Genomic DNA, 13,470 nt, shown 5'->3' with positions numbered 1-13,470 from the left:
ACAAACAACCAATAACTAACAACAAACAACCATCATGAAACTATACAGTACTAATAATAAAAAGCTAAGAGTTTCTTTTAAAGAAGCCGTATTTAACAGTTTGCCTTCAGATAAGGGGCTTTATATGCCTACCGAGATCCCTTCGCTTTCTGCGGATTTTATTAATAATCTTGAGCAGTTTACTTTACCCGATATCGCTTTTGAAGTGGCTCACCACTTAATTGGCGACAGCATTCCGGCCAATGATCTCCGATTATTAGTGGATGATGCTATCAATTTTGAAGCACCTGTAGTATCACTTGACGACCGTACGGCAGTACTAGAGCTTTTTCACGGACCATCCCTTGCCTTTAAAGATTTCGGTGCCCGATTTATGAGTCGCGTTATGGGTTATTTTTCTAAAACCGAGGAAAACAGCAAGCTTTTAGATGTATTGGTAGCCACTTCGGGAGACACGGGAGGAGCCGTGGCTTTAGGTTTTCTAGGTGTAGAAGGCACTCGGGTAACCATTTTATATCCTAAGGGTAAAGTAAGCCCTATTCAAGAGCAACAGCTGACCCGTAACGGCCAGAATATTCGAGCCATTGAGGTCGATGGCTCCTTTGACGACTGCCAGGCTTTGGTAAAAGAGGCGTTCAATGATGCTGAACTTAATCAACGGTTCCGATTAACATCTGCCAACTCGATTAATATAGCCCGTTTGATTCCACAGACCTTTTATTACTTCAATGCCTATGCGCAAATGAAGAGAAAAGGAATAACTGATATCGTTTTTTCTGTTCCCAGCGGAAACTTCGGTAATATTGGCGCTGGCTTATTAGCCTATAAAATGGGTTTACCTGTTAGGCAGTTTTTAGCTGCTACTAACGTGAATGATACGGTTCCACGTTTCCTATCAGACGGCTACTATGAACCGCGCCCCTCAATAGCCACCCTATCTAACGCAATGGATGTAGGCAATCCAAGCAACTGGGTTCGCATTATGGATCTTTTTGAAGACGATCGCGCGTTATTGAAAGAAACGGTAACGGCTTACGCGTATAGCGACGAGGAGACCCGCAGTGCTATTGACGAGCTTTATAGCAGCTATCAATATCTTGCCTGCCCACACACCGCCATCGCTTACTTAGCAGGGCAAGCTTATAAAAAAGAGCAAGGTGGAAACTATACAACTATATTTTTATCAACTGCACACCCATGCAAGTTTCCCGATGTATTTTCTGAAGAAAAACAGAAAGCCATCTTCATACCTGAACAAGTAAAAGAATTGGAAAGTAAACCCAGCCAAAAAGAGGAACTTGGAGCTGATTACGAAGCTTTTAAGCAGTGGCTGCAGGAAGAGTTATAAGTGATAAGTTATACGTTGTAAGTTTAGGGTTAGCCTTATAACGTATAACTTATAACATAAAACTACCTAACAACGCTTCCTGGTTGGATATTTGATTGCGGCGCCACGAAATCAAGGCGTCCATCGGCATCCTCGGCCATCAAGATCATCCCTTGTGAGAGAATGCCTTTGATTTCCCGCGGTTCTAAATTGACTAATATAGAAACTTGTCTTCCAATAATATCTTCAGGATTAAAGAATTCCGCAATGCCTGATACTACCGTGCGTTGATCAATTCCTGTATCAATTGTCAACTTCAGCAACTTCTTTGTCTTCGCCACCTTTTCGGCTGTTAAGATTTTGCCGACGCGAATGTCGAGGAGTGTAAATTGATCAAAGGCAATGTTCGCCTTCGCCGGCTCCGCGGTGCTTGTTTGCGTTTTTGCGTTGTCGACCTTAGCCTGTGCTAATTTGGCTAGCTGCGCATCGATTTGTTCGTCCGCTATTTTTTCAAAAAGCAATTGTACCTCGCCCAATTGATGATCGTTTTCCAACAAATTAGGATTACCGGCAGCCGTCCAATCCCGATCCTGAAAATTTAACATCTGGAATAGCTTTTCTGCCGTATGCGGTAAAAAAGGCTGCGCCAATACCGCCAAATTAGCGGCAATCTGCAAACCGATATTAAGCACTGTTTTCACGCGGTCTTCATCCGTCTTGATTAATTTCCAAGGCTCCTCATCGGCTAAATATTTATTCCCTAAACGCGCCACATTCATAAAATGCGCCAGGGCTTCTCGAAACCGATATTGACTTAGCGAAGAACTAATGGTTTTAGGATAACGCTCCAACTCGGAGAGCACTAATTTATCTTTATCGCTAAGCTCGCCCCCAGCCTTCACTTTACCATCAAAGTATTTATGAGATAAGACCAGTACACGGTTGATAAAATTACCGAATATGGCTACTAATTCATTATTCACACGTGCTTGAAAATCCTTCCAGGTAAACTCACTATCCGATGTTTCCGGCAAAATAGAGGTCAAAACATAACGTAGCTCGTCTTGCTTACCCGGAAAATCAGCCAAGTACTCGTGCAACCATACCGCATGGTTTCTAGAAGTTGACAACTTATCTCCTTCTAAATTCAAAAATTCGTTTGCAGGAATATTTTCCGGCAAAACATATTCACCATGTGCATGCAAAATAGAAGGAAATATAATGCAGTGGAAGACAATATTATCCTTCCCAATAAAATGTATCAAGCAGGCGTCATCCGCTGGATTTTCCTGCTTCTTCCAGTATTTTTCCCAGTCTTTCCCGGTATCTAAGGCCCATTGCTTCGTAGCTGATATATAGCCTATAGGCGCATCTAACCAAACGTATAACTTTTTTCCCTTTGCTTCTTCTAAAGGAACATCCACTCCCCAATCCAAATCACGGGTCATGGATCGTGCTTGCAGACCGGATTTTAACCAAGAGCTGCATTGACCATATACATTTGATTTTAAAATATCCTTTTTACCTTCCAATAACCATTTTTCCAGCCAAGCTTGATATTTATCTAAAGGCAAATACCAGTGTTTGGTTTCACGAAGTACAGGTGTTTTACCACTTAAGGTCGATTTTGGATTGATTAAATCCGTTGGGCTCAAGGAGGTTCCGCATTTTTCGCATTGGTCACCATAAGCTCCTTCGTTATGGCAATTCGGACAGGTCCCTACAATGTAGCGATCGGCCAAAAATTGATGATATTCTTCGTCGTAATACTGCTCTGAGTATTTCTCCACAAACTCCCCTTTATCATAGAGGTTGAGGAAGAATTCTTGCGAAAGCTCGTGATGAATTTTGGAAGAGGTACGATGATAGATATCGAAAGAAATGCCGAACTGTTCAAAACTCTCTTTTATCTGTGCATTATACTTGTCGATTATTTCTTGAGGCGTAATCCCTTCTTTTTTGGCTTTTATAGTAATTGCAGCCCCATGCTCATCCGAACCACAGACAAAAGCCACCTCTTTGTTGTTCATCCGCAAAAAGCGCACGAAGATATCGGCAGGAATATAGGCTCCGGCGAGGTGACCGATATGTAAAGGCCCATTGGCATACGGCAGGGCAGAAGTGATGGTATAACGTTTAAAATCTTTCATTTTGTTGTAACAAGTTGTACGTGTTAAGTTGTACGTTTTAAGCAGTAGATAGTACTTATTACTTACAACTTATCACTTATAACGCGAGCGCTTTTTTCAAAAATGATTTGTTAATTCGGCAAAGATACATCAATTTGCACTTCATAATAAACAGATATGAAGAAAACACCTCCTTATTTAAAAAAAGGTGACAAGGTGGGTATTGTATGCCCGGCATGGAAGGTAGATAATGATTTGGAAGACGCTATAGCGCTCTTAAAATCGTGGGATCTTGACGTTGTGGTCGGTAAAACCGTTCACAGCAGCTACCGGCAGTATGCGGGCAGCGATGAACTGCGGGCACAGGACTTCCAATCCATGCTCGATAACGACGAAATAAAAGCTGTCTTTGCAGCGAGAGGTGGCTATGGCTGTGTGCGGATGATTGATTTAGTGAATTTCTCACATTTTGTTGCAAAGCCCAAATGGATTATCGGATTCAGTGATGTGACTGTTATTCATAGCCATATTCACAGAAATTTTGGAATCCCAACCATACATGGGCAAATGCCTATTACCATTCCTGATGCTACCAAGGAATCATTGCTCAGCTTAAAGGATACGCTTTTTGGTGAAATGCCGTCATACGAATATCAAAGTGAACATACGAATATCCCGGGTGAAGGTGAAGGCGTCGTGATTGGAGGTAACTTGGCTCTACTGGTTAACGTACTGGGCTCGGTTTCCGACATGGACTATGATGGAAAAATTTTGTTTATTGAAGATGTGGGAGAGTTCTATTATTCCATCGACCGAATGTTGTGGACTTTGAAACGAGCAGGAAAACTAAAAAATTTGAAAGGTCTTTTGGTAGGTGGCTTCACCAACTTAAAAGATAATAAAGTACCCTTTGGAATCACGCTAGAAGAGCTGATTTTGGAAATCGTAGGCGAATACGGTTATCCGGTTGCCTTTGACTTTCCGGCAGGACACATTGATAATAACTACACCTTAATTTTTGGTGCGCAAGCTAGTTTAAGTGTCAATGAGCACCATGTATGTTTGGCTTATATAGATGAGCAGTAGGCTATAGGCAGTAGGCAATAGGCAATAGGTGTAAGGGGATAAGGTGTAAGGCTTGGAGGTATAGTTGCTAGTTGCGAGTTGCCAGCTTTTTGAATTTTGAATTTTAAATTTTTACTTAAAAAAATGGCAATACTTTCGACTCTTGGAAATTACAAAAACACGGGATTATTGATTATCCGCTTGGCGCTAGGCGCCATGTTTATTACCTATGGATATCCAAAAATTATGGGTGGCCCCGAAATGTGGAGGGGTGTAGGCACTTCGATGAACCATGTTGGCATTACTTTTGGTTATATGTTTTGGGGTTTTCTTGCAGCGGTTACGGAAACCTTAGGCGGTTTTCTATTAATCATAGGTCTAGCTTTTAGACCAGCTGCTTTGTTACTGGCTTTCGTCATGCTGGTGGCTGCGCTGCATCATTACAAGACCGAAGGCTTTATGTCGGCCGGGCATCCAATAGAGCTCTTATTTGTCTTTATAGGTTTGGCCTTAGTAGGACCCGGAAAATATAGTGTGGATAAACGTTAAGATTATGGGAGAGCGGCGATGGCCAATCAATTCACAGACAGATTAAAAGAAGAACTAAAAAAGCCAATCTACAAATATGCATTTGGATTGGCTTTTATTTTATTAATCATTGCCCTATCGCTTCGCTTTGGTTATTTGCTCGGCGAATGGTTGTATGCTTTGTTTCATTAACCATTAATGTTGGAATATCCCAACTACCATTGGCTTTTGTGCATTTCCGTTGATTCCTCTTGTTAATATTGTATAATATCGACCAGCGCTTAATGTTGCAGCTTCATCTCGTAGGGCTAATTGCGTGCCATTCATATCCGTTACTTGAATTGTATATGAACCCTGATTGGTTGCAATGAATCCGGCATTGGCTGTAGCGGAGGTCTGATTATCAACCGGACGGTCATTAAATACATTAGTAGGGGTGCCGTTTTGAATCAAATTAACCTTTACGGATGGTGTGTTTTCTGATAAATTGAAGAATCGGATATATGCTTTACTCGCATCGAAATTAGTTGCATCTCTGTCTTCTACAAAGATACTTGATACGGTATCTTGATAGCCGTAAATAACAGACGTGTAAGTAGCACTGTCTCTTACGTTTATAGTAGAATCTACCAGTACATCATTTGTCCCTGTTACTATTGCTCTAAACTTTCTCGTTCCTGGAATCGTTCTCCCTAATCCATATGGAATGTACTTCCCATAAGGAACAAAGCTATTGTTTACCAAATTGTTATCCAAGACAATATCCAAACGATCTACTCCAGCATAGGCATTCACATAATTCACGTAGGCGGTTGGGATGTAAACATAATCATCATCGTCATTACATGCGCTAAAAGTTAATCCTCCCACAAACAACATCATCAAGAGGACAAAGTAATTTTTCGTTTTCATATTCCTTTTTTGTTTAGTTTATCTTTCATTACACAACCTACATAACGGAATAGGATTTGAAAAAGCTACAGGTCTTATAAGTTGTAGTTTGTTGGTGATGAACGGTGTTTTGTAGTGATGCCTACCTGCCGGTAGGCAGGAATTATGAAGGATGAATTATCAATGCTATATATACGACGATTGCAAGTAGCAGTAACTTTGCATGAGCCAGGTAATGCTAAGTTCGTGCGATCAATTCGCTCGCCAGCATACCTAATCGATAGTATTAGCTAATCGGCTAATGATCACATTGGCTAATTAGCTAATAATAAACTGACTTTACTGCAACTTAAACTGAGCCTCTTTCACATCGCGCGAATTGCCTCCCACAAAAGCTTTGAAATCACCCGGTTCTGCTACATACTGCAAGTCGGCATTATAAAACTTCAGATCTTCTGCAGAAAGATGGAAAACCACCTGTTTGCTCTCGCCTGCCTTTAGTTCAATTTTTTGAAACGCTTTAAGTTCTTTAACCGGACGGGTTATACTGCCAACCAAGTCCTGCGTATATAATTGCACCACTTCTTTACCGGCCATCTTCCCTGTATTGGTCACCGTAACCGATACCGCTAAAGAATCTCCCGCACTGAACGCGTTCTTGCTTAATTTGATATCGCTATAAGCAAATGAGGTATAACTTAAACCGTAACCAAAGGGGTAGAGCGGTTCATTATCCACGTCTAAGTAATTGGAGCGGAACTTTTGGAACCATTTTCCCTCCGCTAGCGGTCTACCGGTGTTTTTATGGCTATAATAAATTGGTATTTGTCCTACATTTTTAGGAAAAGTGGCTGTGATCTTACCGGAAGGGTTGACATCACCAAACAACACGTCGGTAATGGCTTTAGCAGCTTGCGTACCACCGAACCATACATTCAAAATAGCGGGTACATGGGCCTGCTCCCAAGTGAGTGTAAGCGGTCGACCGGCAAAAACCACCAATACCACCGGCTTTCCTGTTTTCAATAAAGCGGCGAGTAAGCGCTGTTGCACGGCAGGGATATTCAGGTCCGTACGACTCGAACTTTCTCCGCTCATTTCCGAACTTTCTCCCAATGCGGCCACCACCACATCCGCCTGTTGCGCTGTCTTTACCGCCTCTTGTATCAAAGCTTCTTCCGAGCGATTATCTCGGGGAATTTCCCGACCGAACATCGTAGCCCGTTCTTGATAAGCGGCATCTTCCAATAAGTTTGATCCCAAGCTATGCAGTATTTTCACGTTCGACCCTAGCACTTCCTGCATACCTTCCAGTAATGACTGTGTATTCTTTAAATCCGCATTGACGCTCCACGTTCCGGGCATATTGCTTCCGGTATTGGCCAGTGGACCGATTAAAGCTACAGTCCCGGATTTTTTCAATGGCAAGACATTATTTTCGTTTTTTAACAACACAAAAGATTGTGCCGCTACTTCACGTGCAAAATCTAAATGTTCCTTTGCTAGGATCTCTTTCTTTGCACGTTCCTCACTGCAATATTTATACGGATCATCAAAAAGCCCTAGTTTATACTTGGCTTCCAATACATTTCTACAAGCACGATCAATATCGGCCTCGCTGACTTTTCCTTCTTGTAACGACTTCTTCAAGGTTGTTAGGAAGCCTTCTCCTACCATATCCATATCAACACCGGCCTTAAGGGATAAAGCGGAAACCTGTTGCAGATCGCCCAAACCATGATCAATCAATTCATTGATCGCAGTGTAGTCGGTAGCGACCATCCCTTTAAATCCCCATTGTTTCCGTAGCACATCGGTTAATAACCAGTGGTTAGCGGTAGCAGGTACGCCGTTGATATCATTAAAAGACGTCATAATGCTGCCCGCCCCTGCGTCCACTGCAGCCTTATAGGGTGGAAGATAATCGTTATACATACGATGCAAACTCATATCCGTTGTATTATAGTCGCGCCCAGCTTCAGCGGCACCGTATAGGGCAAAGTGTTTTACACAGGCCATCAGGGTATTATTCGCTGCCAGATCGTTGCCCTGTAAGCCACGCACCATGGCGGCAGCGATTTGCGAACCTAGATACGTGTCCTCGCCGCTTCCTTCGGAAATACGCCCCCACCGCGGATCACGTGAAATATCAACCATCGGGGAATAAGCCCAATTTAAGCCATCGGCGCTCGCTTCCGTTGCGGCAATGCGTGCTGTCTTTTCAATTAAGGCCAAATCCCAAGTCGCCGAAAGCCCCAAGGGGATTGGAAAAAGTGTTTTATAACCATGTATCACATCCTGTCCGAATATTAAGGGGATCTTCAGTCTACTGTGATTGACAGCCAATTCCTGTGTTTTCCTTACGCGATCAGGCGTAGTTAAGCTAAATACACCTCCCACTTGACCAGCTTTGATTTTGCTTTCCAGATCAGTACTTACAGCTGATCCCGTAGTTGCTTCTCCTCCGGTGGGCAAATTTAACTGGCCGATCTTTTCGTCAACGGTCATCTTGGCCATCAATTCATCAATAAAAGCCTTCATCTTGCTTTTATCTGTCGGCTTGATCGCCAATGTGGGTTTCTTATCTACCTTTCGCTGTGCTTGTGTCGTACATGGTACTGCCATCATCAGCGCAATTGCCATGCTTGGTATGATTAGTTTGTTCATGTTTTACTAGTTGTTAGGTCTTAGGCGTTAACTAATAGCTAATACCTAAAAGCTAATCGCTTTATTTCACTTCCTGTACCTTCGTTCTTTCAGATACACCGTTTTCATTAAAAGCTTCGATGGCAAAATAATAAGTTTGATCAGTCGTCAAGCTCTTCATATCCAGTTTATTGTTATCATATACCATCCATGCGCTATATAGTTTATCTGGTGCAATACCCCATAAGACATTATAGCCTTGCGCGGTTTTCTGTTGATTCCATGTTATGGTAACATCCCTTTTATCTTGATGCCTCTTTACTTGGAAGTTGTTGACCCTAGCAGGTTTTTTCCCTTCACCTCTGCCAAAAACACGTATTCCGGAAATAGCGAGGTGAGGAGTCGGCACGTGTATATTTTTATAACGGACATATCGAATACGTTCCGGAGAAGCTAAAGAAACATATTCATTCGGCACATCCTGTAGGCTATTCCGTTTGTCAACAATCACTTTCCAATTCTTTCCATCCAATGACCCTTCTAGGATATATTGATGCTTAAGGCCCGGAATCCGTCCATACATATCCGATTTATAATCATGATAGTTGATTTGTATAGCATGTACCGCTGCCGGCTTCAAGAGGTCGATCTGCACCCATTGTTTATCATCATTCGCTGCCGCCAGCCAGAAAGTTTTTATACTTTCATCTACGATATGTTGGGCATTGAACTCCCCCGCAGTTGATGAAACGGAAACAGGTTTATGATAGGATAATAACATCCATTCCGTGAATTCACCTTGCTTCGGGCTTCCCGAAGCATAGTGCGGATAATCGCCGAAACGGGTGTTAGTATACATTAAGCCATCATCATCAAAATAGGTCGGAAACATACAGATGCGCCTTTCCCATCCCACATTGACTGAAACGGCCATCGATCCGAAATGCCAATATTGATTTTCTGATCCTAATACCGTACTACCATGCCCGGCGCCATTGGCAAAGCCTCCCGGTTTATAGGCGATGGGGTTATTTGGCGCGTAACGATAGGGGCCGAGCGGGTGATCACTGACATAAACGCCATCACCATAGACATTAAACTCCGTACCCGGTGCAGCATACTGCATATAATACCTGTTACCATATTTGGTTAGCCATGGCCCTTCGATATAGCCTCCGAGAACCGTATCTTGATGATTTTCGCCAAAGCGCTCCCATCCGTGTCTGTCCGGATCTAAATTAAATAGCTCATAAGTTTTCTCTGAAGGCCTGAACCGCTTATACCGATCCAGCGTTTTCGCTCTGATCGGAAATTTATTAGAAGATCCCCAAAACATGTAAGCCTGGCCGTCATCATCTATAAAAAGATCCGGATCTTGCAAATCATTTAGAATAGCAGGAACCGCTTTCCAATCTCCTTTTTTTGGATTATCTGTATAAAGAATGCTCATAGAGCCCGAAGGATCCCCGGTCACGTAAAGTACAGAATCTTTATAATTGTGTGCTGCCGGAGCGTTAGAGCCTTGGAAGTACCATTTTTCCGGTGTAATAAAATTCCAGTTTGTTAAGTCGGTAGAATGCCAATAACCCATTGACCGTGTAACGAACATATAATATTCTCCCCGGAATTTTACAACAGCGGGATCAGCGCCCGAACGGTAAGAAATATCGTTATGGGCATTGTAGATCATATAAGTATAATCCAGATTGAGCGGATTACAATAAGTCTGCTGATGTTGCGCATGTACCTGGAGGTGTAATCCGAATACTAAAAAAACGAAAACTGCCCTTCTAATAATCGGCCAATGGGTAACACCTCTGGTGGCTAACAACTGATAATTCATAACTATAAAGTATGTTGACTACTTGAAAAACCTAATTTCTTTAATCCCTCCTTTACTTCCGGAGCACTCATAAATAAATTCCAAAGCAACCCACTCCGTTCATTTTCGATCATGACAGGTATCGGTCCTTGATCAATCGCTAAATAACGTTGAGGAAACCAATTGTCCGTTTCACTATAAGCATCATAAAATCCATATTTTCCCCATACTTTATTGCCTAGTTGATCATAAAGATAACGGATGACTTCCATACTATATTCAGGCGTATAAGGATAAGAAGACAAGGCTGCTGTCGGACTGATTACACCTAAATCCTCTTTGGGGCTATGCCCCGCATATCCTTTCACTGAATAACTTGCAGTTAAACCCCAAGCATTGGCACCGTAGCCTTTAAAATGTTTGGGGTTCTCGATGCAGTATTGGCGTTGAATGAGGGTTTGATTCTTATTGAGTTCCCAATAATCGGCGTATTGGTCTTTCAAGCCTCTCGGATCTAACCCTAGATAGGAATAATGAGCCCAGAACATAGGTCCAACAGTTCCTTTATGTCCATTAAAGTCCAAAACGATTTTATGTCCGTACTGTTCCGCATCGGTTTTAATTTTTCCACTCTTTGCCCAACCTTCGTGGTATACCGCGGCAGGTACGCCATGCGTAGGAGACGCAGCCGCTAACACATACATAATCAGGCATTCGTTATAGCCCGTTACCGGAAAATTCATTTCCCAGCCATATTCAGGGCTCCAATGCCAGTATAATACATTCTGCCCACCTTTACGATACCAACTCCAATCGATTTCCTTCCACAATTGATCCGCTTTGTCCGCAACCGCTTTCTCCTGCTCATTGCCCCCCGCCAAATACTGTCGTACGCATAGGAGGCTTTGCGCCATAAAGGCTGTCTCTACCAAATCGCCGCCATTATCTTTTTGGCCAAAGGGCTTTACTTTACCGGTAGGGCCATGCAACCAATGAGGCCATGCACCATGAAAACGATCTGCCTTCTCCAGATAATTAACAATTTGCTCTAGTCTTTGTACTCCGGCTTGACGCGTAATAAAACCACGTTCCATTCCGACCAAAATATTCATAACACCGAAACCACCCCCACCAATGGTTACCACATCTTGATCATTCTCCGGATACACACCGTCTAGATGAATTCGTTCACGTGCTAAGCCAGACGTCTTTTCAGCTCCTTCCCAGAAATATTGAAAGGTTTGCTGTTGTACAAGCGTCAGTAAGGAATCGTTGGAAAGCGTATCCGTCTTTTCTTCTGATTGTTGCGCTTCTTTATTAGAGGGCGACTGAGAACAGGAAAAGGAAAGAGACAGAATTGCTAATAATAATACGTAAGAAGAAACTTTCATTGATGTTTGTTTTTGGTGATGAAGCCCGCCCAAGCTATTACACATTTTTTTGGTGTAGTAACTCAGACAGGTTCGTTTGTATCTGAAGGAAGGTATCAACAAATCTGGAAGGTAAGACTTCCAGATTTGCAAGTTGTCGAATTAATAGCCTGGATTTTGCCGCAATCTATTTTCACTAGCAATGATCTCGTTTTGAGGAATTGGAAATAGCTCATGCTTGCCATCCACAAACTGCTTACCTTGCGCCCTCAAAATAGCTCCTGCTTGACCGGTGCGAACCAAGTCGAAAAAACGGTCAAATTCCATCGCCATTTCGAGCCGTCTTTCATTCCAGATTAACCGACGAAGTTCATCTTGACCTGCGGCTTGGATATCAGGTACTGCATTTGGGTTGTTTCCTCTTGCTCTCGCTCTAATCGCGTTTACCGAAGATAACGCTACAGAAGTATTGCCTAACTCATTAGCCGCTTCGGCCCGGATAAGGTATATTTCGCCCATACGGAGAATCCGAATGTTCACATTCGAGTAGTCGGTACTCCCTCCATACGTTTCCTTTAAAATGCTTTGATAAGCTTTGTAGTTATATCTTGGATTAAATGCCGATATTACGCGCACTCCGTCAAAAAGTGTATTCCCTACACTGATGATTGTCGCATCCCGTCTCACATCACCTTCACTATAAGCGTTATACAGATCAGCGCTAGGCGTATTGAACCCCCATCCTTGAAATACTTGTGAAGAAGGCACATTAAAGGCTCCCTCTTTGATGCCTTGCACTTGACTAAATTGTTGAACACTGCTATTTCTCAATCCACTGCTTTGGATTTCGAATAAGGATTCGGAAGAGTTTTCTCCCGACTCTCTCCAAATAGTAGTATAATCGTTTACTAATCCATAAGCTCCCACGGCCCCATTGATAATACTATCCGTCAAGGAATAAGCACGATTCCATTCCTTTCTGTACATAGACACCTTTGCCAACAGACCTGCAGCCGCACCCATGGTAGCTCGTCCCAAATCCTGCGCAGCATATTCGGTGTTCTTCGGCAAGTTGTTTAACGCAAATTCTAAATCGCTCTTAATAAATGCATAAATTGAATCAGCTGGTAACTGTGTATATGCTGTTTCACGTTCTTCGACATTTTCGTAATCTATAACACGGTCTATTTTTGGGACGTTTCCAAACATTCTAACCAAGTTAAAATAATAGTATGCTCTCAGAAAACGTACTTCTGCAGCATATCGAGTTTTCAAAGCCTCCTCTATAGAAAATTGTGGAACATTTTCCAGAGCCCGGTTACAATAATTTACACCTAAATAGTTGCTGCTCCACATACTATAAAAGGATGGAGTTGACGCGCTAAAAGTGAAGTTATCCAATTGGTCTTTATCGGATCCGGTATCACCCGGCGAGCTTCCTTTGTCTGCATCATCAGAAGTAATACTTGTCACGCCGATCCAAGCAAAGGAACTTTGATCCCAAGTAAGGAGGTTGGTATAAGCTGAATTGACGAAGCGTTGAGCATTCTGGGGATTAGTAAATGTTGAATCGTCGCCTGAAACCTGATTTTCGGGAGCGGGATTTAACCAGTCTTTACTGCATGAGGATACAACTATACCTAAAATAAGGACAGTTAGTATACTGATATGATGGATGAATTTCTTCATGAT

9 protein-coding genes are annotated in these 13,470 nt (G+C 42.5%); 3 read left to right on the top strand and 6 right to left on the bottom strand.

Annotated elements, in window-relative coordinates; all coding sequences use genetic code 11:
• Positions 1 to 34: 34 nt before the first annotated feature.
• Positions 35 to 1,348, top strand: a complete 1,314-nt coding sequence (gene thrC / locus QT327_RS25015; RefSeq protein WP_130854560.1) for a threonine synthase — start codon at positions 35 to 37, stop codon at positions 1,346 to 1,348.
• 62 nt (positions 1,349 to 1,410) lie between these two features.
• On the opposite strand, the gene metG is transcribed toward thrC, so the two are convergent.
• Positions 1,411 to 3,477 (bottom strand): methionine--tRNA ligase, encoded by a 2,067-nt coding sequence (gene metG, locus QT327_RS25010; protein WP_130854561.1) that lies wholly within the window; start codon positions 3,475 to 3,477, stop codon positions 1,411 to 1,413.
• Between the two features lie 156 nt (positions 3,478 to 3,633).
• Here metG and QT327_RS25005 point away from each other — a divergent pair, with 156 nt between their 5' ends.
• Both QT327_RS25005 and QT327_RS25000 read left to right on the top strand, forming a co-directional pair.
• Positions 3,634 to 4,542, top strand: a complete 909-nt coding sequence (locus QT327_RS25005) for a S66 peptidase family protein (RefSeq protein WP_130854562.1) — start codon at positions 3,634 to 3,636, stop codon at positions 4,540 to 4,542.
• A gap of 123 nt (positions 4,543 to 4,665) precedes the next feature.
• A complete protein-coding gene (locus QT327_RS25000) occupies positions 4,666 to 5,070 on the top strand; it encodes a DoxX family protein (RefSeq protein ID WP_130854563.1) in 405 nt (134 codons plus the stop codon).
• Between the two features lie 174 nt (positions 5,071 to 5,244).
• On the opposite strand, the gene QT327_RS24995 is transcribed toward QT327_RS25000, so the two are convergent.
• From QT327_RS24995 to QT327_RS24975, 5 genes are all read right to left on the bottom strand, one after another.
• Complete coding sequence (locus QT327_RS24995) at positions 5,245 to 5,961, bottom strand: DUF4397 domain-containing protein (RefSeq protein ID WP_130854564.1); 717 nt, start codon at positions 5,959 to 5,961, stop codon at positions 5,245 to 5,247.
• Between the two features lie 318 nt (positions 5,962 to 6,279).
• Complete coding sequence (gene bglX, locus QT327_RS24990; RefSeq protein WP_278045495.1) at positions 6,280 to 8,607, bottom strand: beta-glucosidase BglX; 2,328 nt, start codon at positions 8,605 to 8,607, stop codon at positions 6,280 to 6,282.
• A 61-nt stretch (positions 8,608 to 8,668) separates the two neighbouring features.
• Positions 8,669 to 10,429, bottom strand: a complete 1,761-nt coding sequence (locus tag QT327_RS24985; protein ID WP_130854565.1) for a family 43 glycosylhydrolase — start codon at positions 10,427 to 10,429, stop codon at positions 8,669 to 8,671.
• Between the two features lie 2 nt (positions 10,430 to 10,431).
• Positions 10,432 to 11,799: a glucoamylase family protein gene (locus QT327_RS24980; protein WP_130854566.1), complete on the bottom strand. Its 1,368-nt coding sequence runs from the start codon at positions 11,797 to 11,799 to the stop codon at positions 10,432 to 10,434.
• A 141-nt stretch (positions 11,800 to 11,940) separates the two neighbouring features.
• Positions 11,941 to 13,467 carry a RagB/SusD family nutrient uptake outer membrane protein gene (locus QT327_RS24975; protein ID WP_130854567.1) on the bottom strand — a complete coding sequence of 509 codons (1,527 nt, stop codon included), beginning with the start codon at positions 13,465 to 13,467 and terminating at the stop codon, positions 11,941 to 11,943.
• Positions 13,468 to 13,470 lie beyond the last annotated feature (3 nt).

The sequence above is a fragment of the Olivibacter sp. 47 genome, assembly GCF_030372825.1.
GTDB lineage: Bacteria > Bacteroidota > Bacteroidia > Sphingobacteriales > Sphingobacteriaceae > Olivibacter > Olivibacter oleidegradans.
This window is presented reverse-complemented; position numbering and strand designations above follow the sequence as displayed.